The 25,716-nt window shown below is 65.9% G+C and carries 20 protein-coding genes and 1 pseudogene; 7 read left to right on the top strand and 14 right to left on the bottom strand.

Annotated elements, in window-relative coordinates:
• Positions 1–261 precede the first annotated feature (261 nt).
• Positions 262–1,206 (top strand): glycosyltransferase family 2 protein, encoded by a 945-nt coding sequence (locus DJ81_RS03620; RefSeq protein WP_094588497.1) that lies wholly within the window; start codon positions 262–264, stop codon positions 1,204–1,206.
• A gap of 44 nt (positions 1,207–1,250) precedes the next feature.
• On the opposite strand, the gene DJ81_RS03625 is transcribed toward DJ81_RS03620, so the two are convergent.
• The 8 genes from DJ81_RS03625 to DJ81_RS03655 form a co-directional block, all read right to left on the bottom strand.
• The gene (locus tag DJ81_RS03625; protein WP_094588499.1) at positions 1,251–3,008 is read right to left on the bottom strand and encodes an asparagine synthase-related protein; all 1,758 of its coding nucleotides are present in this window, start codon (positions 3,006–3,008) and stop codon (positions 1,251–1,253) included.
• A gap of 217 nt (positions 3,009–3,225) precedes the next feature.
• The gene (locus DJ81_RS03630; RefSeq protein ID WP_094588501.1) at positions 3,226–4,374 is read right to left on the bottom strand and encodes a glycosyl hydrolase; all 1,149 of its coding nucleotides are present in this window, start codon (positions 4,372–4,374) and stop codon (positions 3,226–3,228) included.
• The gene (locus DJ81_RS03635) at positions 4,375–6,300 is read right to left on the bottom strand and encodes a hypothetical protein (RefSeq protein ID WP_141212520.1); all 1,926 of its coding nucleotides are present in this window, start codon (positions 6,298–6,300) and stop codon (positions 4,375–4,377) included.
• Positions 6,301–6,521: 221 nt separating this feature from the next.
• Positions 6,522–7,301: a hypothetical protein gene (locus tag DJ81_RS18655; protein ID WP_141212521.1), complete on the bottom strand. Its 780-nt coding sequence runs from the start codon at positions 7,299–7,301 to the stop codon at positions 6,522–6,524.
• 396 nt (positions 7,302–7,697) lie between these two features.
• Positions 7,698–9,098 (bottom strand): hypothetical protein, encoded by a 1,401-nt coding sequence (locus DJ81_RS03640; RefSeq protein ID WP_212589823.1) that lies wholly within the window; start codon positions 9,096–9,098, stop codon positions 7,698–7,700.
• A 76-nt stretch (positions 9,099–9,174) separates the two neighbouring features.
• Entirely contained in the window at positions 9,175–10,281 is a 1,107-nt protein-coding gene (locus tag DJ81_RS03645) for a DUF354 domain-containing protein (protein ID WP_094588506.1), read from the bottom strand.
• 323 nt (positions 10,282–10,604) lie between these two features.
• Entirely contained in the window at positions 10,605–11,594 is a 990-nt protein-coding gene (locus tag DJ81_RS03650; protein WP_094588508.1) for a DUF1616 domain-containing protein, read from the bottom strand.
• A gap of 259 nt (positions 11,595–11,853) precedes the next feature.
• A complete protein-coding gene (locus tag DJ81_RS03655; RefSeq protein ID WP_094588536.1) occupies positions 11,854–12,960 on the bottom strand; it encodes a glycosyltransferase in 1,107 nt (368 codons plus the stop codon).
• A 241-nt stretch (positions 12,961–13,201) separates the two neighbouring features.
• Between DJ81_RS03655 and DJ81_RS03660 the strand changes: the two genes are divergently transcribed.
• A complete protein-coding gene (locus tag DJ81_RS03660; RefSeq protein WP_094588510.1) occupies positions 13,202–14,335 on the top strand; it encodes a VCBS repeat-containing protein in 1,134 nt (377 codons plus the stop codon).
• A 93-nt stretch (positions 14,336–14,428) separates the two neighbouring features.
• On the opposite strand, the gene DJ81_RS03665 is transcribed toward DJ81_RS03660, so the two are convergent.
• Positions 14,429–15,145 carry a hypothetical protein gene (locus DJ81_RS03665; protein ID WP_094588512.1) on the bottom strand — a complete coding sequence of 239 codons (717 nt, stop codon included), beginning with the start codon at positions 15,143–15,145 and terminating at the stop codon, positions 14,429–14,431.
• A gap of 785 nt (positions 15,146–15,930) precedes the next feature.
• Between DJ81_RS03665 and DJ81_RS19570 the strand changes: the two genes are divergently transcribed.
• Together DJ81_RS19570 and DJ81_RS03675 are read left to right on the top strand one after the other, a co-directional pair.
• A complete protein-coding gene (locus tag DJ81_RS19570) occupies positions 15,931–16,500 on the top strand; it encodes a hypothetical protein (protein ID WP_249269062.1) in 570 nt (189 codons plus the stop codon).
• Between the two features lie 421 nt (positions 16,501–16,921).
• Positions 16,922–17,860 (top strand): NAD-dependent epimerase/dehydratase family protein, encoded by a 939-nt coding sequence (locus tag DJ81_RS03675; RefSeq protein WP_094588516.1) that lies wholly within the window; start codon positions 16,922–16,924, stop codon positions 17,858–17,860.
• Positions 17,861–18,294: 434 nt separating this feature from the next.
• Here DJ81_RS03675 and DJ81_RS03680 read toward each other — a convergent pair whose 3' ends face one another.
• From DJ81_RS03680 to DJ81_RS03690, 3 genes are read right to left on the bottom strand one after another with little or no spacing between them, the layout of a single operon-like run.
• Positions 18,295–19,584, bottom strand: a complete 1,290-nt coding sequence (locus tag DJ81_RS03680) for a nucleotide sugar dehydrogenase (protein ID WP_094588518.1) — start codon at positions 19,582–19,584, stop codon at positions 18,295–18,297.
• Positions 19,581–20,684, bottom strand: a complete 1,104-nt coding sequence (gene wecB, locus DJ81_RS03685) for a non-hydrolyzing UDP-N-acetylglucosamine 2-epimerase (RefSeq protein ID WP_094588520.1) — start codon at positions 20,682–20,684, stop codon at positions 19,581–19,583. Before wecB ends, DJ81_RS03680 begins: the two co-directional genes overlap by 4 nt.
• Complete coding sequence (locus DJ81_RS03690; RefSeq protein ID WP_141212524.1) at positions 20,681–20,884, bottom strand: hypothetical protein; 204 nt, start codon at positions 20,882–20,884, stop codon at positions 20,681–20,683. Before DJ81_RS03690 ends, wecB begins: the two co-directional genes overlap by 4 nt.
• Positions 20,885–21,247: 363 nt before the next feature.
• Between DJ81_RS03690 and DJ81_RS03695 the strand changes: the two genes are divergently transcribed.
• Both DJ81_RS03695 and DJ81_RS03700 read left to right on the top strand, forming a co-directional pair.
• Complete coding sequence (locus DJ81_RS03695; protein WP_094588524.1) at positions 21,248–22,381, top strand: Gfo/Idh/MocA family protein; 1,134 nt, start codon at positions 21,248–21,250, stop codon at positions 22,379–22,381.
• 82 nt (positions 22,382–22,463) lie between these two features.
• Positions 22,464–23,063, top strand: a complete 600-nt coding sequence (locus tag DJ81_RS03700; RefSeq protein WP_094588526.1) for a metal-dependent hydrolase — start codon at positions 22,464–22,466, stop codon at positions 23,061–23,063.
• A 30-nt stretch (positions 23,064–23,093) separates the two neighbouring features.
• Here the strand turns inward: DJ81_RS03700 and DJ81_RS03705 are convergent, their stop codons facing one another.
• Both DJ81_RS03705 and DJ81_RS03710 read right to left on the bottom strand, forming a co-directional pair.
• Positions 23,094–23,993, bottom strand: a complete 900-nt coding sequence (locus DJ81_RS03705) for a sugar phosphate isomerase/epimerase (protein WP_094588528.1) — start codon at positions 23,991–23,993, stop codon at positions 23,094–23,096.
• A gap of 280 nt (positions 23,994–24,273) precedes the next feature.
• On the bottom strand, positions 24,274–24,519 hold the full coding sequence (locus DJ81_RS03710) for a HalOD1 output domain-containing protein (RefSeq protein WP_094524657.1): 246 nt from the start codon (positions 24,517–24,519) through the stop codon (positions 24,274–24,276).
• 582 nt (positions 24,520–25,101) lie between these two features.
• Between DJ81_RS03710 and DJ81_RS03715 the strand changes: the two are divergent.
• Positions 25,102–25,716: pseudogene (locus tag DJ81_RS03715) on the top strand (sugar phosphate nucleotidyltransferase); the annotation flags it as partial.

Raw genomic sequence — 25,716 nt, forward strand, 5'->3', positions numbered from 1 at the left:
GTACGAGCCTTCGACCTCCATGCCCTCACGTTCTCTGAACCGACGTATCGTTAATATCCTCTTTCCGACCGTCGTTCGTTCGTCGCCGGCCGCGGCCGCCGGGCGGACCGCTACGACACCGATCAACACCCCTCGAATCAGAGCCTCGTCAGAGAACGACCCATGTGCCGGAGAGCGAGGCGATCGCCGTCGATGCGGACGGACCGCACCGACCGGAAACCGATGATTAACTAAACCGACCGCGGTCCTGTTGTCGAGGAGATGGTAGAGCTGGTCAGCGTCGTCATCCCGACATACGGCCGTCCGGACTTCCTCCCCGACGCCGTCCGGAGCGTCGCCAACCAGACGTACGCCCCGGTAGAGCTGATCGTCGTCGACGACTGTTCGCCCGATCCGATCGAACCGGTCGTGGACGAGTGCGACACGACGGGAATCCGACGCACCGAGGTGATCCGCCACCAGCGGAACCGAGGGGCCAACGCCGCGCGGAACACCGGTATCGAGGCGGCGAGGGGCGACGTGATCGCGTTCCTGGACGACGACGATCGCTGGCAACCGACCGTCGTACGGACATACGTAGACGCCTTCGAGTCTGGCGGCCCGTCGATAGGCGTCGTGACGGTCGGCGTTCGAATGGTCGACGAAAACGGTCGGAAGATCGGAGAGTCCCGACCGACGATCCGGGACGGCGCGCTCGACGCTCTCCTAGACGGAACGCGCGTCGGATCGTTCTCGCGGTTCGCCGTCCGCTCGACGGTTATCGACAGCGCCGGCACCCCCGACGAGCGGCTCCCGTGCTGGCAGGACTGGGAGTGGCAGTTCCGACTCGCCTTCCACTGCGATTTCGAGGCGGTCTCGGACCCCGTCGTCGTGCGGACCCGCGGCACCCACGAGCAGATTACGGACTCCTTCGACGACCGTCGGGAAATCGCGTATCCGTTCCTGCTGGATCGGCACCGCGAACGGATCCGAGCGGCGCGCGGTCCGCGTGCCGAACGGCGGTTCGTCGCGCTCCTCTCGAAGTCGCTCGCTTTTGCCGCCCTCGACACCGACCGGTACCTCACGGCGATCCGGTTACTGCTTCGTGCGCTACGGCACGACCCGTTCCTCCCCGAGGCGTATCTCTACCTGGGACTCGCCTGCGGCGGCCCGGTGACCTTCGGGAGCGCCCAGTGGGTGAAGCGACGACTCAGCGGGCTTCGGTGAGGTCGGTGTCGGCCCGAGCTCTCGCTCGGAGCACTCCGACGGAGCTACCGGTCGAGGACCCGTCTGTGAAACAGTTCGACGGTCGTCACCGCCGAGAGGAACACGATGTGATCGGCCTCTCCCTCGAGATGTTCCCGCCTCGCCTCAAGGATCGGCTCGGCGTTGAAGAGGTCGCGGTCGCCGGCCCCGTACACGAGGTCGTCGACGACCTCGCGGAAGCGGTCGTTCTCGCGGTACCAGTCTCCGACGGTGCTCCCCGATAACGCCCGTTGGACGACGTTTTTCGCAACGAACCCCGCGCCGTGAGCCGCGTGCGGGTACGACGGCGGGAGCTGCGTCGCACCGTACGGGATCTCGTTCAGCGTCCCGTCTAATTCGCGGATCAGTCCCAACTTCATCCGGGACGGTACGTGCGGGATCCGCCCGCCCGTGAGCGGGATCGGTCCGCGACGCAGCGAGCGTGGAAAGACGCCGACGAGGTCGAGGAGGGCCGCGGAGCTCATCGGAACACGTGTCCCGGCCCGAGCCCGAGCGAGCTTGTTGGTTCCGCTGAGGTGTTTTCGAGAGTTGTACATCGTATGGGTCGCGGCCCTGATCTGCTCGTCCCCGTCGGTGTGACCGACGGCGCGGATTTCGTCGATAAATGTGTCTTTCGGTTCAACGTCGCCCGACAACGCCGATTTCACTAACTTCGCGTCCACTCTGGTGTGGAGTTCGCTGAGGACGTCCGCCGGGTGGTCGGCGCGTCCGAGATGATTCGATTCGACCTTTTCACCGGTGATGAGCGGGGTCGGGCCCTCGAACAGCACCGTTGGGTTTTCGGCGTCGATCTCGAAGACGTGCGAGAGATGGATGAGCGTGTTCCACGCGAGCTGGCCGTCCGTGATATCGATCAGTTCCGGGAGCCGCTCGGCGAGGGTCTCGGGCGAAAAGCCGACGACGTCGTGTTCGACGCCGAGTTCGTCGGCGACCGAACCCGCGATGTCGACGTCGTCGAGGAACGGATCGAACTTCGGGTCCATCGCGCGGTCGTACGTGTACGTCCGGTAGTCGGTGTCTCCTCGCTCCATCGCCGCAACGAGTATCCGGCTGTCCAGTCCGCCGGACAACCAGACGCCCGGCGTCCCCGAGACGGTTTCGAGCGACGCGGCGACGGAATCGGCGTAGGCGTCCGCGGTCTCCCTGACGTGCCCGGCTTCGGAGCGGATACCGAACGAGTACGACCAGTACCGACGAACGCTCTGCTCGTCGTCGTCTCGCAGCACATAGCTCGCCGGTCTGAGGGCGTTCACCTCCTCGACGAGCGTCCGATCCCCCCAGATGTGTATCATCGTCAGGAGGTCCGAGACGGACTGCTCGTCGACGGTCGGGTCCTCAATCGCCGTCAGGACGCTGCTCAGCTCGGACCCGAACACGAACGGGCCGTCGGGCGTGTAGTACGCCGAACGGGTTCCCAACCTGTCGGTCGCGAGAACGAACCGATTCGCGTCCCGATCCAGACACGCGAGCGCGAACGACCCGTTCAGCGTCGGTAGGGTGCCATCGGGGTCGTCGAGGATCCGTTCGACCAGGCTCTCCGTGAAATCGTCCGGAGTACCGAACAGCGCTCCGTAGAGCACGCCCGCGACGCCGTCTCCGTCAACCGCGTCGTATCCACCCGGGTCTCGCTCACCGTGATGGACGATGCCGAGCGTCGGGTCGGAACAGAGCACGTTCTCTTCGTGGAACGATCGCCGGTACGTCGCTTCCAGCAGCTCCTTCGGGGGCGGTGCTTCCGTATCTCCGCCGAATAACCCCGGCACGGGCTCGCGTTCGGGGCAGCAAGATATTGTTATGGGTTTTATAATGTGTCCAGCGACCGAATCCGCCGATCACGATCATTTCGAGGGTCGGGCGGTCGGAATCGTCGGGCGGTCGCTGATACGGCATCCGTCCATCGAGGGGAGCCTGCATCCCGGTCTCTCATACGGACGTGGCAGTCAGCGGAAGGCCCGCCGCGGCACGGCGCCCGGCGACCGGTCACCGCAAGGCGTCGACCTCCGTCGGCAGTCGCGGGGCGTCCCCGAACGACGAGGGCCGACGAACGAGTATCTCTCCGTTGCTTCGACTCGTGTTGAACGGATTGATGAGTACCTCTCTGCTGGCGGTCGACGCGAGGAACGCGTACGCGTTCGCGGTCGGTACCCGAGGCACCGCCGCTCCCAGCGCGGGCGCTCGCTCACGGACGACGAGCTGGTGCCACCGTTCGTATCCCGACCGCCGGGACGCGGCGATCACTCTGACCGCCCCCGAGTCGGCGCCCCCGTTCTTCGGTCCGGTGCTGTCCGTTCCGGTCGTCGACGCGGTCGAGAACACCACCCACGTCGTCTCGTCCGACCGAACGGTCTCCGCATAGAACACCGGGCCGTCGACGGTCGCGACCGCCTTCGGCGCGGGTCGGTCGACGTGCCGGTCGGTCGACGGCGGCGGGATGTCGTCTCGTGAGAGGCGGAGGATCTCGATTCGGGGGGCGTACGAACAGTCCATGCCCCAGAGCACCGACTCCGGAGTGAACGCCAAGTCGACGGCGCGCCAAGTCTGACTCCCTCTCCCGACGGGACGAAATTTGCCGTCGACGAACCGACCGATCGCGCTTTCGCCGTCCGTGTCCCCGGTCGTCCCCCACAGCGAACCGGTGTACGGGTCGTGAAACAGGCCGTGAAAGTGACGAACGTCAGACCGGCTCACGTGCGTCGACCACCGGCTTCCGTCCTCGCTGACGGCGACTTTCGCCGTCTCGTCGCCGAGGGGATACTCGGCGAGGTAGACGCGGCCCTCGTGTCGGCAGACCGCGGACGGCAGCACGCCCATCGGCCCCGACGACTCCGGTAGTCGGCGGACCACACGCCACGAGCGCCCCCGATCGGTCGAAAGGAACAGTTCGTCTCCGACGGTCGCCAGCAGCCGATCGCCGCCGATCGGCCACAGATTCGTCGTCGTGACGGACCCCGTAAGACGCGCGAGCAAGCCGCCGACGACGGGGCTGTCGGAGAGGCGTGCGACGGTACCGGATCCCGGAATAGACCCGCTCGGTTCGAAGCCGTGGGCCCGACTCCACGTTCCAACCGAGAGCCCCCGGGTCGCGTGGACGACGCCGTCCTCGACGCCACCGAGTTTGAGATTCGACATTCAGACGTCCGTCTCCGCGGGCGCGCTCCCGCCGCCTCGCGGCGTAACGTAGTAGAGGTCGAAGCCGCCGTTGTCCTGAACGTGGTGGACGCCGGGCCGTGTTCCGATCTGTCTGAGCGACTCCCGTGAGTAGCGGACTTCGCGGTACGCGATCACTTCGCGCTCCACGTCGATCTCCGACACCGGGAGATATCTGGCCGCGTCTCTCCTCCCCGAGAGAAGTGCCTGAAGTTCCGCATCGTTGTACGTGGAACTGCCTTCGCTCACCTCCAGTCGGCTGTTCCGCCCCGTTCCCGGCAACAGCGCGTCGAACTCCCTTCCGGGACCGTTTCGGATTCCGCTCCACTGAATCTCCTCGCCGCGGTGTTCGATCGCGGTCTCGTAGCCGTTGACATGCCGATCACTCACGTGGTGAGTGGCGTTGTAGATATACGGCGAGGTGAACACGGTCAGGAGCGACAGCGCGAGCGCGACGGTGAGAAGCCCGAGTGCGAGGGGTTTGGCAATCTTCAACCACCCGCTCGGTATCGTCACTCCGATGCGGTGAACCGCGACCGCGCCGAGCACGATGGCGAACATCATCCCGAACCCGTAGTGTCTAAAGAACAGGTGCGAGATCGGTCCCATGAAGTGTGCGATGAAAAACGGACCGAGGACGAGCCCAGCGTATCCGAAATACGTGACGACTGACCGGCTGAGCGGGTCCACGTCTGTGGAGATGTTCCGCCGATCGGTGTCCCCGAACGAGTGCCAGAGCGTGTACGCGACCACCGAGAATCCCAGCGCGATGTACACGGTCGGCACCAAGAACAGTTTCACGAACAGTTCTGGCAGGGTCGCCTCGACCGATCGCGCCGATTGGTACCGAGCTTCTACCGACTCACCGGCATCAGCGGTCCCGAGAATCGCCTCGTACGTCGAGATGATCACCCGTTCACCGACGGAAAACACCTGGTCGAACTGGAAGATCCAGACGAGCCAGCAGACCAGTATAAACACGAACGCTCCGTACACGGGTCGAAGGTCCGAGACGAACAGGTCGAGGCGCTTGCATACCACCGCGTGCAACACCACGAGGGTCCCGAGGAGAATGATGACGTTCAACGCCACCTGCGGGTGGATGAGGATGAGCGTGACTCCCAACACCGCGAGCAGGACGTTCCACGCACCGACGGTGTCGAGGACCGATCCCTCCGCCAGGTCGCTCAAGAGCAGATCGGTGATCGAGTCGACCTCTCGTTCGCTTTTGATGTGTTTGACCAGGGCGTACAGGAACACCGGAAAGAACCACATCGCCATCGAGTACGTGTGGAAGAACAGCCCGTTGCTGATCTGGTTGATCGGCAGGATCATGAACCCCGAGAACGCGGCGATCACGGTCATCTCTCTGTTCCCCGAGAGGGCCTTCGCGATCAGCGGAATAAACAGGGCGTACATGGCGAAGTACAGCGCGGCGACTAGGAGCATGCCCCGTTCGATCGGGACTCCCATCGCGTCCGTCAGCAACGCCGTCGTGCTGTGTCCGCCGGGGTAGAACACCTCTCCGAACTCCATCCGTCCCGCCAACATCTCGGTCGCCCAGCCGAGGTGGGTCATCGGGTCGGCCCGTCCGTAGAACCGGTAGCTGCGGACGACCGGCAGCGCCCCGATCGCGACGGTCGTCACCAGGCCGAGCGCCACGGCCAACCCCGCGACCCTGTCGCGACACGACCTCAGGGTGACGACGGCCGCGGAGAGAAATCCGATCGAGACGCCGATCCAAAACGGAAGCGGCGTAGCCGCGTATATCGATACCTCGTACGCCGTCGCCGGCGTCTGCCACGCAAAGGCCGTCCCGGCCGCGACGGCGACGAAGCCGACCGTGAGGAACAGCTTGCGCCACACATCGGGCGCGCTCGTGCCGAATGACCCCCGACTAACGCTCATTGACCGTCGTTGGTAGTGACTCGGAATTGTTAACAGCGTCCTAACGGGGCAAAAACGGTCGAACGGCGGATATCGAACTGAACCGTCCGACGATCGGAGTGTAATATCGCTCGGTTCCCGTGCCAGCGATCCACCTGCGTCACGCATGCATTTAATTGGCGGCGCAGTCACCGCACCCGGAAATATACCTGTGTTTCGTTCACCGTTCTGCGTCGAAATTCTTACTCGGCGTATCCGAGACTTCGCAGTCGGTCGACGACGATGTCCTCGTCGATATCTCTAACCGACTCCGACGTGCCCTCTGCTGTGATCCGCGGGCGTGAGCCATGCGAATACACCAGCCACGGGATTTCCACAAGCTCCGGCACATGGATACCTTTGGGATGGCCGTACTTCCTATAAGGAAGCGGACCACTCCTGTCGCCTAGCAGCTCGCCGTGGTCAGACGTAACTACAATGCGTCCTGTTAAATTTTTGAATAGTTTGCTAACCTCCTCGAGCACGAGCTCCAGATTCTCGTCGTAGGCTCTCCAAGCGACATCAAGCTCGATATCAAGATGGCCTCGTCTATACGACCCCCAGAAGTTGAGCTGGTCCGATGGTAGCTCCGCCCGGCCTGTAGGCCCGATATACGGTGCGTGCGGCTGCATGTAATGGATCAAAAGCCGTTTATTCGGATACGATTCAGCAGCCTTGAGTGCCGCTTGGGTGACTCGTTCGGGGTGGACCGTGCGGGCGTCCTCATCCCATCCATCTTTCCAGACGTTAACAACTTCATGGAACCAACAACCGATCGATTCAACGTCATATATTCCGTTTTCAACCCGATAAAACTGCGGATTAGCGGTGACGTACACCGTGTCAGTCATATCCTTTTTGCTGAAGTTCGCCCGAAGGTATTCGACAGTCGATGGCGCCTTCGATCGCCGCTTGGAGAGGGCACCTGGAAGTTCGCTGAGTCGTTCGAAGGCGTCGTAACGGCACGCGTCGAGAATAGCCATTGAATCCCAGTCCTCGTTCGGTACGTCGACCAGATTTGTTTCGTTCCGATCGCGTCGTGCGTAGTAGATTCGCTGAATTTCATTCAAACCCATTCGTGGGTGTTTCACGCCCTCTAGTAGTTGATTAACGGAGTACATTAGCGATCATCAATAGAACGAATGGCATGACACGTATTATATATATTCCAGATAATCTCTTGATATAAGATAGGTATTTTTCGCATTTGTCTGTCACCCTACTTTTGTGAAGGCAGGGGTCGAACCCCTGATGCTCCGAGCGTGATAGGGCCCGAGTCGGGAACCAGTTGCAGCTCAGATGCGACTAGAATGAAACTTCTCACGAACCATGCTACAATCGCGGCGGCCCTCTTAACGCTTCTCAGGAGGAGTAAGAAGTCACGACGGGTCTTCCTCGGTCGTACTCCGTTCGGAAATTTGGAGGTACTCGCTCAACGCCAGACACATCCACGCTTGGCTCCAGCGGATGTACGGGGTCCTGTCGGTCAGCACGCGACCGACGCGCCGGTAGAAGTACCCCTCCGGATCGTACAGCCACTTCAGCGTCCACTCGAGCACACGGCGAGCGAGCGCCGCGTCCGCCGGGTCGTCGCGCCGAGTGAACGTGACGAGCGCCTGTGCCGCGGCGTGAGCGTCGTACGGATTGGGCTGATCGTCCTCGAACTTCGGCGCGCCGTCGGGCTCGAAGTGGTGCTCCCGATGAAACTCCATCCCCCGATCGTACGCCTCACGGGCCGGGTGGTCGGCGTCGAGTGCGCCGACGTACCGACTGAGGCTCTCGAGCACGAATCCCGTGTGGAAGTTATCGTACCCCAAGTGCGAGTCCGACGCGGGGACCGAGTAGTGCCAGCCCCCCACGTCGGTCTGCGCGTCGACGACGAACGCGAACAGATCCCGCGCGCGATCGAGGAGTCGCTCCTCGCTGGTCTCCCGTCCCACCCGCCAGAGGAGGTCCGCCGCGAGCGCGTTCGCGTTGATCGCGACGTACGAGTCGTACGGCGTGTACGTGAGCGCCTCGTATCCGTTGGCGGGCTCCGTGCCGATGTCCTCCAAGAGGAACTCCGCCGCGTCGCGGGCCACCTCGAGCGAACGGTCGTCGCCGGTCAGCTCGTGGTGTCGGAGGAACGGCCGCGAACAGAACACGGTCACGACTCCGCACGGGTGTCCCGCCGGGAGGAAGAACTTCGTCGAGTTCTGCCAGTCGAAGTTGTAGCCCCACGACGAGCGGTCGAAGGCCGGGGACCTGTTGTCCGCGAGCCAGTCGAGGAGCCGTTCGGCCTCGGTGAGAGCGCCGACCGCTCCGGTCCGTTCGTACTCGTTGAGGCACGCGCTCGCGAACAGCCCGATCCCCTTCGGATTCCGCTCTTCGGGGACGCCGAGGTAGGGTCTGAGGTTCACCGGAGACCGCTGAACGCCGTGAATCGCCACCAGCCGGAGCAGCCAGTGGCGAGAGACCGCAGAGAGGATCGGGCTGTTCAGCCCGTCGTAGGGGTCGTATCCGGCGTATTCGCGATCCCGGGCCCATTCGAGGGCGTCTCGGAAAACGACGCCGGTGTCGTGGCCCGCGACCACCGGGGCGCTCGGAACGCCGGCGTCGTCGCTCTCCGGTGCTCCGCCTCGATCGGCGTCCCCCGCGAGGAAATCGGGCCCTCGCCCGGTCGCGTCCGCCGACGCCGATCGACTCCACTCCGGCGCCGTACGCGCTCCGTCCGGTTCCAGATCCGACCGCGCTCGAGACCCACCGGTTTCGTCGTCAGTGCGTCGTGCGTCCTGACCCATCCTGTGCTCGTCTCGGATCGGCGTCACTAAGTTATGCTGCCGTTTCCGCGGATCTCCCGCGCTAGACCGGATCGGATCACTGTCCGAATCGGCTCGAACCGGGGGTTTCGTTCCGGTCCGACCGCGAATCGAACGTCGGGTTCTCGGGGTTCTCGACGAGCGTCCGCACGAGCGAGGACACCTCCTCGCGGACCCGGAAGCACCGTTCCCGATCGGGTGCGCGGTCGGCGGTTCCGGCGGCGGTCAGCTGCGAGACGATCGCGTCCGGGTCCCGGGAGTGAAGCAGACGTCCCTCCTCGACCATCGACCGGTCGACCGAGAGCAGCGGCCCCGGAAAGAAGGAGACGGCGGGTTTCCCCATGCAGGCCGCCTCCCGCGCCATCGTTCCCGATCCGGTCAGGACCCCGTCCGAGTGCCAGGCGAGCTGGAGGCCGTCGAGCGCGCCGTCGGGGACGTAGACGCGGTCGTCCGGATACGGGTCCGCGTGCGGCCGGTCTGCCGGCCGACGCGGGAGGTATACGACGTCGGTTCCCGCCCCCACCAGCGCGTCCAGTAACCGGGGCACGAGCGACTCCTCCTCGTCGACGTACGCCGCACCCAGCGCCTCCGGCCGAAGCACCACGAAGGTCTCGAACGGCAGCCGCTCGGTGAACGTCTCGTCGGGCTCGAAGGCCGCGACGTAGATGTCCTCCTTGTAGCCGTCGTACGAGTGGATCCGCTGCGGATCGGCTCCCCACCGCGTCAGCTCCGAGGTCCGGAACGCCGACGGCACGACGTGATGTGTCGCGGTCGACCTGAACCGACAGAACGCTCGCTCCGCGAGCGACGCGTCGATGTAGGCCGTCATGTCGTTGTCGGTGAAGTGGATCGACGGGATCCCTCGGGCTCGCGACGCCAGTACGCACATGGCGTTTCGAGCCGAAACCGACACGTCCGCCGCCGGCGCTTGCGCGACGAGTTGGAGGGTCCGGAGCGGGACGGCCGCCGTCCGCAGGGCGACGTTCTCGAAGTCCCTTCCCAGCGTCTCGAACTCGAACCCCGCCTCCCGGGCGAGGTCGACCGTCTCCGTCTTGCGCCGGACGGTCGTCCGGAGGCCGACGCCGGGCAGATCGTCGAGGAGCCCCTCGAAGAGGAACGGGTGTGACGGACTTATCAGGTCGAGCCACACGGTGCTTCCGGTCATCGTCGACTCCGCGCGCCGCGGTCTCGTTCGCTCGCAACGACGGTGTCCTCGCCGCCAGTGGATGCCGGTTCGGGTCGCCGTCTCGCGTCTCGTGGGTTGCTCCGATACATTGTTCGTCTCGATCGCGGTCCCGCCGTCCCGAGTCCGCGACCACGCGTATCCCGACCGGAGAGACGTACTTCGTTATGGACGACCTCACTCCCGGTCGGTGCCGCCGGAGTCGTCTCGTCGGTCCTTCTCGGCGGGCCGCGGGCGTCGGTCGGGGGCCCGACCGCCCCTCTCGCGGAAGCCGTGAGGGCCCGAAAGCCGGACCGCGACGCCGGTCACTCGACGTCGATCCAGACGTGCACCGAGCGGTACGCCGGTTCGGTCCCCAGGCTGGTCTGCGGCTCCTCGCGGTACAAGAGGAACCGGAGTCGGACGTCCTCGCCCGTCATCGGCGGGGTCACGCGGTGCGTCTCGACTACCGTCTCACCGGGCTCGACCGTCACTGAGAATCCCCCCGCCTCCTCGGCGGCGACCACCGCGCCGTCTTCGACCCGCTCGAAGCGCGCGACGACGTGGTACTCGACCACCTCCCGCTCGCGGTTCTCAATGAGGAGGGCCGGCTCGGCGGTCTCCCCGACCGCGAGTCCGTCGGGGTACTCGTCGGTGACGAACTCGCCGCCCTCCTCGCTGCCGACCGCGAACTCGGTGAACGTCGCTCCCTCCTGTGGGACGGCGAAGGCGACGCCGACGGCCCCGAGGGCGAGCACGACGCTCACTGCGAGCGCGACGTTGACCACGGCGACCCGCGGCTGCTCGTCGACCACTGCCGCCGTGAGGTCGTCGTACCACCGCCAGATCGGGACCTCGAAGCGGTCGCTCTCGGGCAGCCGCGATCGACGGAATCCCCCGATGAGTGCCATCAATGCCGAAAAAACGGCGCTGACGACGATAATCGGGCCGACGACCCGACCGAGGACCAGATCGAACGCGAACGCGAACAGCGGGAGCAGTCCGAGGCTCAACCCGACGCCGAGCGCGGTCCGCTCGATCATATCGATCCGCGAACCGCTGTCGTCCGCCGTCGATCCCCGTCCGCCGAGCCGACCGAATCCGCTGTTCACCCTCGAACCGCCTTCGGCCGGCCTCTTCGGAAACAGCACCGTGCTCAGGGCGTATCCGGGCAGAAACAGCAACAGCGGTGTCAGAAGCGCGATTCGGACCGACGGCGGCAGGCCGATCCACTGGAGCGGGGCGACCGCCGCGGCGTAACCGAGCACCGCGAGGACGTCCCACGAGAGGACTCGTCCGGATGGTGTTCCGTTCATGTGCTATCTCCGTCTCCGTCGTCGCCCCGCACCGACGACCGCTTCTCGACCGGACCGTTCGCGACGCGACGTCGGTTCCGGCTCCGGCCTCGATGCGTGGGGTACGGTCGACGCACGACTCCGTCTGATCGCCACGTGAGGCAGCGTGGACTTCATTATGCGGTCCCTTCCTCCGTTTCTCCGTCCGAACTCTCTCGGGACGGCTCACTCGCTCGGCCGCGACTCCCGGGACGAGTTCGCCGTCGGGACCTCCTCGGCGTCACGGCGTTCGCTCCGGGCCGAGCGCGTATATCTCCCGCGTCCGTTCGGCGATCCGGTCCCATTCGAGCCGCCGAGACACCTCGCGGTTCCGCCGCCCCATCTCCCGGAGCCGCTCGCGGTCGTCGATCGCGCTCCGAAGCGCCTCCTCGAGCCCCTCGGGGTCCTCGGGGTCGTAGAGGTGGCCGCCCTGGGGGCCGACTAACTCCGGGAGACACCCGATCGACGGCACCACGACGGCGCGACCGAACGTCATCGCGAGGACCGCACTCCCGGAGGTGAGCACCGAGTCGAACGGGAGCGTCACCGCGTCCGAGGCGCGCATGTACACCTGTATCTCGTCTTCCGGCACGTATTCGAGCACGACGCGCACCCGCTCGTCGCCGCCGGCGGCCGCGCGCACGCGGGCCTCGATCTCCTCGTTCCACGGGTTTCCGACGACGAGGAGCCGCGCGTCCCCGGAAAGCCGTTTGAACGTCTCGATCAGCTCCGGCACGCGCTTGTACGGCCGTATCAGCCCGAAGAAAGTGATAACCGGAACGTCAGGGGGGAGGTCGAGCCGTTCGCGCGCCGCCGACTCGGAGACCTCGTCCGCGTAGACGCCCGCGAAGTTGCCGTGGGGAACGACGCGGACGCGATCCGAGACCCGTTCGGGGAGCCGGTAGGTCTCCGCGACCGATTCGATCGCGTCTCCGCAGTGGACGACGATCCTGTCGACGAGTCGCGCTACTACGTGCCTGACCGCGAGTTCGCTGCGCGGAGCGGCCCGTTCGTGGTCCAGGAGGTTGTGGACAGTCCAGACGAGTCGGACTCCCAGCGCGCGCAGTACGACGAGTTCGAAAACGAGCCGTAACCCGAGCAACCCGACGAGAACGGACGGGAACCGACGGTTGGTGATGACGAATCGGTGGAGCCAATGGAGGTGAACGACGTCCGGAACCCCGTGGCGACGGACGCCCGCGAGCAGCGGAAACAGCCAGCCGACGCTCGTCGCCTCGACGTCGACGTCGCGGTCCTCCAACGCCGCGATCAGTTCGGACTGATACGGGTTCGACTCCCTGTAATCTGGACACATCAACACCGTAATCGCGTCGTCGGGAGCGGTCATCGACACCGCCCGGTCGTTTTCGGTGACGTCATGACCCCCACGAGACCGACCACTGACATTGTTATGGGCTTTTGAACGGCCGGCGTTCGCGATCCCGGTCGCGACTCGGCGTTACGACTCGCGTCAGGCGGAGCGTCGACGCGTCGGCGGCGGGACAGACGGTGTCCGAGAACACGGGTCGAGCGGGACGCCCCTCGTTTATCATGTATCTACTCTTAACAAACGCCGGCGAACGTTCCGTATGGAGTTCCGCCACGAGCGAATCGATGATTCCCCTCCGTGCGGCCGACTCGGGTGCTGTCTCACGCCCGATCTCACGGGCAACGGACGTCCCGACGTGCTCGTCTGTGGGATGGGTGCCAAGAAGCCCGTGAACGTGCTTGGCAAGCGGATCATAACCCGGTACCTGCCGGTCGTCGGCGAGGCGATCAAACGCTCGGAATCCAACGTGTTCTGGTACGAGAATCCCGGCTGGGAGCGCCACGACATCGCTCGCGTCCCCGACCTCTCGATCGGCGGATCGATCGGCGACATCGACGGCGACGGGGATCCGGAGCTGGTGATCGGGGAGAACGCCGGGAGCAATCTTTACTGGTTCGATATCCCGTCGGACCCGCGTCGGACCTGGCGCCGTCACCTGATCACCGACGACTTCCGGAAGTACCACGACACGGCCGTCGCCGACGTCGACGACGACGGCGACCCCGAGGTCGTCGTCCTCTCGCAGCAGAGCGAGACGGTCTGTTACTACGACGTTCCGGACGATCCGAGCGTCTCCCCGTGGCCCGACGACCACCGACACGTGATCGCCGAGAACCTACACGTCGAGGGCGTCGCCGTAACCGATCTCGACGGCGACGGGGTCACCGAACTCGTCGCGGGACCGAACGTCTTCCGGCGGAACGGATCCGTCGATGACTGGGACCGCGACCGCCTCGGCGACGACTGGCAGTGGACCCGGGTCGCCGTCGCGGACCTCGACGACGACGACGAGCTGGAGATCGCCTTGACCGAGGGGGACCTCCCGTATCAGGGCGACCGACGGGGCCGACTCGGGGTGTTCGATCCGCCGGATTGGTCCGTACAGACGCTCGACGACGACCTGTACAACCCGCACACGGTCCAGGCCGCCGACTTCGACGGCGACGGCCGACCGGACCTGCTCGTCGCCGAGATGGGACTGGACGGCGGGGAAGTCCCCCGGATGTTCGTCTACCGGAACACGACGGAGGGGTTCGAGCGCGTCGAGATCGACCGCGGCGTCGCGACGCACGAAGCGAAGGCGGTCGACCTCACCGGTGACGGCTCGCTCGATATCGTCGGGAAATCGTACAGTCCCGACTGTCACGTCGACGTCTGGTATCGGCGGGACTGATTCCTTCGGCGCCCGCTCCGCGCATAAGACGACCGCCGCGAGCGACGTCGCGTCCGCAGCCGTGATTACGCCGGAGTGTCCCCGGATCTCCCTTCAGAGGTCCACGTAGCCGAGGTCCGATAGCCGATTCCGTACGACGGACCCGTCGATGTCCTCGTTCTCTCTGGGCGGCTCCGATTCGATCCGACGGCGGGCGCTCCCCTCGACGACGAGCCACGGCACCCTCCGCAGGCCGTCGACGTCCGTCTGTAACGGATAGCCGTACCGTTTCCCGTCCAGGGGAGCGATCCGCTCGCCGATCAGGTTCCCGTGGTCCGAGGTGACGACGGTCCGCCCCTCGGTTCCGCCGACGAGCTCCTCGACGTGGGGGAGGACCAACTCCAAGTTCTCGTCGTAGGCGGTTCGAACGGTCTCCTCGTCGAGTTCGCCCGCCGAGGCGAGAGTCCACACCGTCGGGTCGTCGCGGGAGGACTCGCCCTCCTCGACCAGCCGCTTCGTCCACTCGATCCCCGAGTGGGCGATCGCTTCGCCGGTCTCTCCGAGAAACGGGTAGTGCGGCTGCATGAAGTGGGTGAGGACGCGCTTGTTCGGATACGCCTCTCGCGCCGCACGCGTCGCCTCGACCACCGCTTCGGGCCAGACGGTGCGTCGGTCCTCGTCCCAGCGGTCCTCCCAGACGTCGACCACCGCGTGGAAGACCCCGTCGAGACCGACGTGTCGATACATCGGGTTGGCAGTGACGTACACCGTGTCGAAACGGCGCTCGCCCGCGAAGGTCCGTTCGAGGAACTCCGGCGTCGCCGACCCCACGGAGATCCGCGGCTCGAGTTCGCCGGGGAGCGAGTGAAGCCGCTCGAACTGGTCGTATCGACAGGCGTCGAGGATGATGAGGTCGTCCCAGTCCGCCTCCGTGATCCGGGTCGCGCCGCCCTTCGCCTCTTACTTGACTCGATTCAGCGCCTGTATCCCGTCTGACAGCGTACTCCCGATCATCGACGGGCCGTGGACGCGTCCCTTTCGGAGGAGCGTCCCGACGCCGTCTTCGCGGACGATCCTGAGCGCTCGACGAGCCAGCCGCATCGGAGACCCTCACGCCGGCTACCCACTTGAGTAGGGACCGATGAATACCCCCGCCCGTGTCCGGTCGGGACGATATCTTCGTCGGATAATCATTTATACTGAAAATTGTTGATCAGTTAATGTAATCATATTCAAACCGATTCTCAACGCTCATGGGACGAATGGCTTCGACGCCGACTTCACTCTCCGACTCGGCCGCCCTCCTTCGCACCACCGCCGAAACCCTCCTGCAGCGGACCGTGTTCGATCCGCCCGCAGGCGAGCGTCTCACTCGACCGCTTTACTGGGCCGTCGCACCGGCCATCTTCGAACGCCTTTCGCCGACGGACTTCGTCGACCGGGCGGCCGCTCCCAAGCAGTTCAAGATCGAACGCGTCGACCCACGTCAAATTCGTCGGTTTACACCGCGAGTGTATCCCGCGTGGCACGACCGCGTGGCGTCATTTGGACGGGTCGAGAGCGGATGCTGGGACCGCCGGCCGTACGACGAAACGCCGTCTCACGGCGGCCCGCCGATGGACCTGTACTACGCGGACCGAATCGAAGAGGGGTTGTTGTATCGGGCGATCGAGTCCCACTTCGTCGACGACGTTCCCTGGGAGCAGACGCGGTTCGTACAGCGCGTCATCGAATACCTCGAATACGGTCGGGAGAACGTCTGGCAAGGCTGTTCCTCACGAGAAGACGTCTTCGCCCGATGCCGTCGAGTCGAGGAAATCTACCGGAGTATGCGGCGTCGGGGCTGCCTCAGCTACCGGGAACTGATGCCGCCGAGTCGGCGTGAGGAGGGATTCCTCCGCTTTATGGAAAACGAGATCGTCGTCGATATCGGGCGAGGCGGTGAACTCCTGCTCGTAAGCGGGAAGCACCGGTACTCCATTGCGCGCGCGCTAGAACTCGACGAGATCCCCGTGACGTTCCTCGTGCGACACGCGAAGTGGATGGCGACCCGTCGTGCTATCGTCCACGGTACGGACCCCGAGCCGAACGGGTCGGTCGACGGTCACCCCGACCTGCGCGACCTCAACGAGAACGAGTCGATGACGGAGCGCGCGCGTCGAGCTCTCCCGCTCACGTCGGCGTGACTTCCGTGCGAGCGCCGCCCGCGAACGCGCTTCCCGTCGCCTAGCTGTCAGCTTCGCGCCTCCGCTGGCTTACGTATGAGCCGGGGCGACGGAGATGCGTCTCACCGTTTAAACAGGGACCCGGGCGCATAACACTGATTTGTTGGCACACAAACTGGTTATTCACTCGCGACCGGTATCCCTACTATATCGATAACGCGCACTGGTTATCAATCTAACGGGAGTCCGACGACCGTGCGGAGAAGCCGGTACCCGTGCGAAGGCGACCGCTCGCAGCGGCTGTTCCGCGGTGCTCCGTCGACGAGACCGAGGGGCGAATACGGCCGAATGCCGGACCGTCCCGCTCGGCATCCGTATCTGCGTACCGCTCCCGCGGTTATGCGCGATATAGTATTTTGAAGACGGGAGGGTACGATTTGCCATGCAAAACGAGCGCGTGCTTGTCACCGGTGGTGCCGGGTTCATCGGATCGAACCTGGCGAACGCTCTGGCGACGGACAACGAAGTCATCGCCCTCGACAACGGCTACCTCGGCACGCCGGCGAATCTCGACAGCGACGTCCGCTACGAGGAACGCGACGTACTCGACGACGACCTGCCGACCGACGTCGACGTCGTGTTCCACCTCGCCGCTCGCTCCTCGTACGCGATGCACGAGGACGACGCAGTGGGCGGGGCGGCGGTCAACGTCGACGGCTTCGTGAACGTCGCCGAACAGGCGCGTCAGAGCGGCTGTGACACGGTGGTCTACGCGTCGACGTCGTCCATCTACGGGAGTCAGACGGAGCCGTGTCCCGAGGATATGCCGGTCACCGTCAACACCGCGTACGAGGCCTCGAAACTGTCCAGAGAGCGGTACGGGGAGTACTTCTCGAATCATTACGGGATGTCGATGGCCGGGATGCGCTTCTTCTCCGTCTATCAGGGGTACCGCGGTGCCGAGGAACACAAAGGGGAGTACGCCAACGTAATCGCCCAGTTCGCCGACGACGTCGCTCACGGTCGGTCGCCGGAGCTGTACGGGGACGGAACGCAAACGCGCGATTTCACTCACGTCGACGATATCGTCCGCGGACTGATCGACGCCGGCACCTACGGGCTTGACGGCGTGTACAACCTCGGGACCGGGGAGGCGTACTCCTTCAACACGGTCGTCGACCGGATAAACGACGTGTTGGGGACGGACGTCGAGCCGGTGTACGTCGAAAACCCGATTCCCGAGGACGTGTACGTGAGCCACACCTGCGCGGACTGTTCGAAGATCCGCGAGGCCACGGGCTGGGAACCTCAGATCGGCTTCGAGTCGGGGACACGACGAGTGTGTTCACCGTATCTGGCGTCGACGAACTCCGACGACTGACCGCCGCGAGGCGGCGCCGGTGTGGTACTCATCGGCGTGGTACTACGTGAGTAGTACCGACTCGATTGACATGCCACACACGTCGACAGAAGCGCAATACCCATTCGACCGTTTGTTCTATTTGGGCAAACGTCACCGGACGCGGCCGACGACCGCTGTGACACGCCGTCACGACCGCCGCGGACGGACGGGGTAGGCGACAGGAACGGATCGACGAGCGGCTCCGCGACGCGATCGATGCGGAGTCGATGGCACACCTCGTCGGTCAGGCACACCGTTCCGACTCGGTGAGGGGCTCTGTCCCTCGGGGGGGACGGACGCATCGCCACCGCGATCAGACCGCACGGGCGAGCGCGTCGGACCGGCTCGCGACCGGGATCGACCCGTACGGCAGACGCGCCCACACACACTCGCGACCGGGATCGGACGGTGGCTCAGATGCGACGGGCGGAGAACCCGGCGTCGCGCCACCGCCGTAATCGCAGTATCTGTTTCGTATCTACCACGTTCGGCGTCGACATCCGCTCGCGGAGCGCACGCGGATCGAGGGTCTCGAACTCGTCGTGATCGGCCGTGATCACGAGCGCGTCCGCTCCCGAGACGGCGGTGTCGAAGTCCGTCAGCTCGATCGACGGGTCCTCGACGTGCGGGTCGTGAACGACGACGCGCGGACCGTCCGGGCGCTCGCCGTCGGCCGCGGCTAGCGGGGTCTTCGGGCCTTCGCGTAACTCTCTCGCGAGCGCCAGTCCGGGGCTCTTTCGCGTGTCGTCGACGTTCCCCTTGTACGCGGCCCCGAGCACGGCGATCTTCGCCCCGTCGAGGTCGCCGAGGAGCTCTCGGAGAAGCTCGATGACGAAGGCGCTCATACCGTCGTTGACTCTCCTGGCGGTCGGGACCAGATCCAGCGAGTCGGATCCCACTCCCAGGAACCACGGGTCGATGGGGAGACAGTGTCCACCGACGCCGGGGCCGGGACTGAGCAGATCGACCCGCGGATGTCCGTTCGCGAGGTCGATCGCCTCTCGGGTGTCGACGTCGTAGTCGTGCGCGATACGTGCCGTCTCGTTCGCGAAGGCGATGTTCACGTCCCTGAACGTGTTCTGTATGAGCTTGACGAACTCCGCCGTCGTCGGGTCCTCAGCCGTCCGAATCGCTCCGTCGACGAAGGAGTCGTACAGCTCGACGGCGGGCTCGGTCGACTCCGGACCGATACCGCCGACGATACGGTTGTTCTCGCGGAGCTCCGCGAGGATGTTCCCCGGGAGAACCGTCTCGGGACAGTGCGCGAGTCCGAAATCGGTCCCGGCCTCGAGTCCCGACTCCTCGAGGACGGGCCGCACTCGCTCCTCGGTCGTCCCCGGCGGAACCGTCGACTCCAGGATCACGGTGTCGCCCTCGCGGAGCACCTCAGCGACCGCGTCCGTGGCCGCGTGGACGTACTCGAGTCCCGGGCGGCGCGTCTCCTCGTCGAACGGCGTCGGGACGCAGATGAGGTGGTACTGGGCCTCCGTGATCTCGTCCGCGGCGGTCAACCGTCCCGACTCGACCGCCTGTCTGAGGAGCTCGTCGAGGCCCGGTTCGTCGATCTGTACGTCCGCGTTCCGGACGCTGTCACGCACCGCCCGATCGGTGTCGTAGCCGGCCACCTCGTGGCCGCTGTTCGCGAGCACCGCGGCCGTCGGCAGCCCGATGTATCCCAAGCCGTGAACGCAGACCCGGCTCATCGAACCACCTCGTCGATCTCCGTGCTCACCGGAAGCGCGCGGAGTATCCGCGCCGCAGCCCCTCCGTCGCCGTACGGGTTCTCCCACGCGCCGTCCGTGTCGAGCGCCTCGGTCACCGCGCGCCGGATGCGGTCCGGATCGCACGAACTGAGTCGGTTCGCTCCGGCGTGTATCGTCTCCGGTCGCTCCGTGTTGTCCCGCATCGTCACGCACGGAACCCCGAGGACGCACGCCTCCTCCTGGACGCCCCCCGAGTCGGTGAGCACGGCCGCCGACGCGGAGAGCAGTCGGACGAAATCCAGGTAATCCTGCGGGTCGACCGTCCGAACGGGGGCCGGAACGTCGATCCCGAACTCCTCTATCTTGCCGCGAGCCCGGGGATGGATCGGGTACACGACCTCCAGTCCGTGCTCTCGCCCGGCGCCGGCGGCGCCGTCGAGGAGCGACCGGAACCGGTCGGGGTCGTCGACGTTCTCCTGTCTGTGTGCGGTCATGAGGAGGTACCCCCCCGTCGCGAGCCCGAGGTCGTCGAGCACCGTGGCCTCCCGTCGCGCGACGTCGCGGATCCGTTCGAGGGCGTCGACGACCGTGTTTCCGGTCACGGTGATCCGGTGTTCCGGGACGCCCTCGCGAACGAGGTACTTCTCGCTCTTCTCCGTCGGTGCGAACAGGTGATCGGCGACGTGATCGACTATCACTCGGTTCGTCTCCTCCGGCATCGATCGGTCGAAGCTCCTGAGTCCGGCCTCGACGTGGGCGATCTCGGGATCCATTTTGCTGGCGGCGAGGGCGCCCGCGAGCGCGCTGTTCGTGTCGCCCTGCACGACGACGATGTCGGGGTCGACGTCCGTGACGACTCGCTCGACGCCGCGCAGCATCTCTCCGGTCTGCTCGCCGTGCGGGCCCGAACCGACACCGAGGTTGACCTCGGGCTCCGCCAGGCCGAGACGGTCGAAAAACACGCTGTCGAGCCGCTCCGAGTAGTGCTGTCCCGTGTGGATCACGGCGTGGTCCACGCCGTGCCGGTCGCAACTGCGAATCACCGGTGAGAGCTTGATGATCTCGGGTCTGGTTCCGAGAACGAACGCGACTTCTGTCATCGGCGGACCACCGCCGCGCGGTCGGCTGCGATCACGTCGCTCCGGACCGTACCGACCTCTCGGTCTACGGTGCCGGTCCGGTCGGAAGCGTCCGTCTCGGAACCGAAATCGCGGCTGTCGTCGATCGGCGGCTCGTCGTCCGAGGCGTCGAACCGCGCGCCGACCGGTAGGAGGAGATCTCCGAGGGCCGCGAACGCCATCACTTCCCCCTTCCGCCGTCCGGACCGGGCTCAGTTCGATCGCAGTGAGAACGTCGACATCGGTCCGTTCGGGATCTACCGCGTCTCATACTTGTCCCTCCGTGTCGCGTTTCCCGGTCCGGATCCGCCCGCGGACTCGCCAGTGGAACATGCCGTGAGAGGAGTCTGACAGAGCTTTTGTTATGCACTCCCTCACCGGCGCTCGCGTTCGTTTCACGGTCGAAGCCGCGTTCCTTTGCGGACGCCGCTGCCGGTCTCGTCGCCGGGGGACCGCCGGCCGCGTAGACGGAGACGCGCTTCATACGCCCTTCTCCGCCAGTTAGCAGACGTATACTCTTGAGCGGTCAATCGGTACTCTCGACAGTGAGCTACCAAGTTGCAGTAATCGGAACCGGGGCGGATCCGGAGACGCGCGATCGGGAGGGATACGCGATGGCGTACCGTCACGCCTCGGGCTACCGGGGACTCGACGACTGCACGATCGTCGCCTGTGCCGACATCGTTCGGGAGAACGCCGAGGCGTTCGCCGCTCACAACGACGTCGACGGCGTGTACGAGGACCACGAGGCGATGCTCGAGGAGGCGGAGCCCGACATCGTCAGCGTCTGCGTCCCGCCCGCGATCCACGCCGACTTGGTCGTCGACAGCGCGGAGGCGCCGTCGGTGCAGGCGGTCCACTGCGAGAAACCGATGGCGACGACGTGGGGCGACTGCAAGCGCATGGCGTCGGTGTGTGAACGCGAGGGGGTTCAGCTCACGATCGACCACCAGCGACGGCTCTCCGAGCCCGTCCGCAGAGCGAAGTCGATGCTCGACTCGGGACGGATCGGGGAGCTGAAACGACTCGAATGGTCGGAGGTGAACCTCTTCGACGCGGGGACGCACCTCTTCGATCTCTGCGACCACTTCGTCGACGGCGCCCGTGCGGAATGGGTCCTCGCCGCCGTCGACTGCTCCCACGAGAACCGGTGGTTCGGAGCGCTCAACGAGACGCGCGCGATCGCCCGCTGGCGATACGCGGACGGGACGATCGGATTCGCCTCGACCGCCGAGGACGGCGACACCGTCGTCGGGCCGTACCTTCGGATCGTCGGTGCGGACGGCGTCATCGAGATCCAAAGCGAGGACGGGACGCCCCTCCGGGTTCGGACCGACGGCGGATGGACGGCGATCGACACGGACGAAACCGTCTACGGGCCGAGTCCGAGTCTCCCGCGCGCGGCGCTGCGGAAAGCGACCGGATACCTCCCGGGCCCCGACTGGCCGCCGGCCCCCCAGACGCACTACGAGCGCGCGATCGAACACCTCGTCACCAGCCTCGACAGCGGCGAGGAGCCGATCATCTCGGGTCGGCGGGTCCTCCGCGGGACCGAACTGACATTCGCGAGCTGGGAGTCCGCGCGCCGGCGCGGGCGGGCGCACCTCCCCTTGGAGATCGACGACAACCCGCTCGAAGCGATGTACGAAGCGGGCCAGCTCGGTGGACTCGCCGAATGATCCCGGCACAGGCCGCGACGGGACCGGCGTTCGGCCGCCGACCGATCCGACAGTTACTCCCGACGGAGAACGTACGCTGAGTATGTGGCCTTGGGAACACGTGCTGTTCGCGTACGTCTTCTATTCGATCTACGTCCACCTCCGCTGGCAGAAGGGGCCGCTCGACGGGCCGACGGTCGCGCTCGCGGTCGGTTCCGTGATCCCTGACCTCATCGACAAGCCGCTGGCGTGGCAGTTCGGGGTCTTCGATAGCGGGTACGCGCTGGCGCACTCCGCGTTCGTCGCGGTTCCCCTGGCGGCGGCCATCTACCTGTTCGCGGACCGCCGCGGTCACGGTTCCGTCGGCGCCGCGTACGGCGTCGGCCACTTGTTCCATATCGCCGGCGACGTGCTTCCCGTGTCGCTCGCACACGGCGCGTTCGATCCCACGCCGGCGCTGTGGCCGCTCGCGGGGAACCCCCGACCGGCCGATCGGATGACGATCTCTTTCTTCGACGGGGTGTACACCCTCCTCACTGAGTACGTCAGCGTGCTCGCGACGCTCGAGCTGACGCCGGTTATCGCCATCCAGATCGGGTCGCTGATCTTCGGGCTGGTCCTGTGGACGCACGACGGCTTCCCCGGTCCCCGGCTCCTCATCAGATGGGTACGGATCGGCGGGCGGACGGCGGTTCACCGGTGAGAAAGCCCGCGGAGGGCGGCGCCGTCGCGTTCAAACCGGCCGACCGCACAGCGTCGCGATCCCCTTCCAGATCGCCGCCTCGGGGTCGTCGGGGTCGTCGTCTTCGAAGATAACCCAGTCGGCGTTCGAACGGTCGACCGCGGCCAATATCTCGTCGGGGTCGATGAGCCCCTCTCCCGGCGGGACCGACCGGAACGCGGACGGAAATCCCCGAGTCCGTCGAACGTCGGCGAGGTGCACCAGCGACAGCCGGTCGCCGAGGCTCTCGATCGCTTCGACGGGGTCGTACCCCCCCGCGGCGACCCAGCCGACGTCGATCTCGAACGTCACCGTATCGGTCTGATAGGCGAGCTGGCTGAACGCGGTCCGATCGAGCTGCCGATTCCCCCTCAAGAGCCACCGATCGGCGGCGTCGGCGACGGACTTCCAGACGAACGCGGGGAGGGGTATCGACGAGACCGTTCCGAGCCCGAACCGGTCCAGCGGCGGGAGGAACGGCTCCCGCGAGGTGTGGTAGCCGAGCTCGATGCCGTGAGAGTCGAGCCGCTCGGCGAAGCCGTCGAGCCTCGACGCGAGGGCGTCGACGGTGGCCGTCGTCCGAAACAGGTGCGACCCCAGATGCGGAACGATCACGCGGTCACAGCCGACGATCCGACACCGGTCCACGATCGGTTCGAGGTCGTCTTCGAGGCGGGACAGGTCCACGTGGGCGGCGACCGGGACCACGTCGGTCTCGGTGAGAGCGCGCTCGACGGCCCGGGGGTCCGCATCGAGGAACGCTCCCGCGAACTCGACGCCCTGGTAGCCGGCGTCCGCCACGTATCGGATCAGTTCGGGCAGCGGCGCATCGATCGATCTGACCGTGTGGAGCTGGATGGCCGGTCGAGGGCCGTCGGACGTCTCGACGGCGGCCGTGGCAGTGTGACTCACTGCCGGCCATTCACGCGAAACGTGGTAAGTAATGGGCAACCTACCGACGACGCCCGTTCCGATCGGACGCGTGCCGCCGGGAATCCCGGCCGAACGCGGTCCGAACGGGAACGGTTCGCTCCGTCTCGGAACCGGCGGTCGGTACCGCCGATCAGGGCGTCCCGGCTCGCCGGAACGTAAAGACAAGGGCGCGGTGACACCGAACCGAGGCGCGTCGCGGACGCCGGCACCGGCTTCCGAGGCGAAGCCTCTCTCGGCCTCGGAAGCGTCTTCCCTAACGCTACTTCCGGAGCGTGACGAGTTCGTCGGTGACTTCCACTACGTAGCCGCAGTATTCGAAGGAGAGCCGTACGCCGGAGCGTCCGACGGCGGGGTCCGAGTCGAAGAGACCTTCGAGCGACTCGGGGTCGATTACGTCGGCCAGTACCGGTAGCTCACCCGGAGTAACCGACTCAGCCTCGGCTACCGCCCGGACGATCGTCACCGTCGTCGACGTGTCGGCCGCGGTCGCGACACGCTCGACGATCGTCGTGTCATTTCCGGCGGACGCACGGTCGTTATTGGCGTGGGACATCGTGTGCATTGGGCCCTTAGTTACAGGATGCCGTCGTGTCTATAAACAGTATCGATTCCGCGTCGATGGCCCTGAGCGCGGCGAATCCGCGGGACCGATCAGCTACCGGCGGTGCCGCTCGTCTCCGAGTCCGCCGTCGGAGCCGAGGCGCGAGTCCGATGTCGCGACCGGACACGGGTGGCGTTTGGATCGTTCTAAAAGCCGGCGCACTCCAGTTGTATGTCACGGTCGTCTTCGGTAATTAGAGCGTACTCCGAATATGGCATGTATAGTAAATAGCCGCACTGAACACGTACCGTACGTACCGCGGCTGAAGTCGACTGTCCCATGACCCCGGACACCCGCGTCAGTTGCGGTACGGCCCCCGCCCCGGTTTCTTTATAATAGCGGCTCTGTCGGCGCACGCCCGTCGACGAGCGGAGACCTCCGGCCGGCGGTTTCTCGCGGGACGAGGGCCGTACCGACGCTCCACGCGGCGATCGCCTCGAGGTAGCAGCCGCATACTAAACTCTCCGTCCGCGGTATCGACGACCCATGCACGCAGTCATCCTCGCCGCGGGACGGGGGACGCGGATGGGTCCGCTGACGGAGTCGACGCCGAAGCCGATGCTGCCGGTGGCCGACGCGCCGCTCGTCGAACACGTCGCCGACGCCGCCGTCGAGGCCGGCGCCGACGAGCTCGTGGTGACCGTCGGCTACGGCGCCGACCGGATCCGACGGCACTTCGGTGAGAGCCATCGAGGGGTCCCGGTCCGGTACGCGGTTCAGGAGTCGCAGCGCGGCACCGCGGACGCGCTGGCGGCGGCCGCCGACCACTTGGACGACGAGTTCGCCGTGCTGAACGGGGACTCGCTGTACCGCGGCGCGGACCTGCGCCGGCTGTTCGAGTCGCCGCCGCGGATCGGCGCGTTCCGCGTCGACGACCCCACCCNNCCGGGAGAAGCCGAGCGACCCGGCGACGGACCTCGTCAACGCGGGCGCGTACTCGTTCCCGGCCGAGACGGTCGACATGCTCGACGTGCCGGAGAGCGAACGGGGTGAACGCGAGCTCACCGACGTGCTGGCTCGGGTGATGGCCCGCGAGGAGCTCGGCTACGCGGTGTTAGCGGAGTGGATGGACGTCGGTCGACCGTGGGAGCTGCTGGAGGC

The organism is Halorubrum sp. Hd13 (assembly GCF_002252755.1).
Taxonomy (GTDB): Archaea; Halobacteriota; Halobacteria; order Halobacteriales; family Haloferacaceae; genus Halorubrum.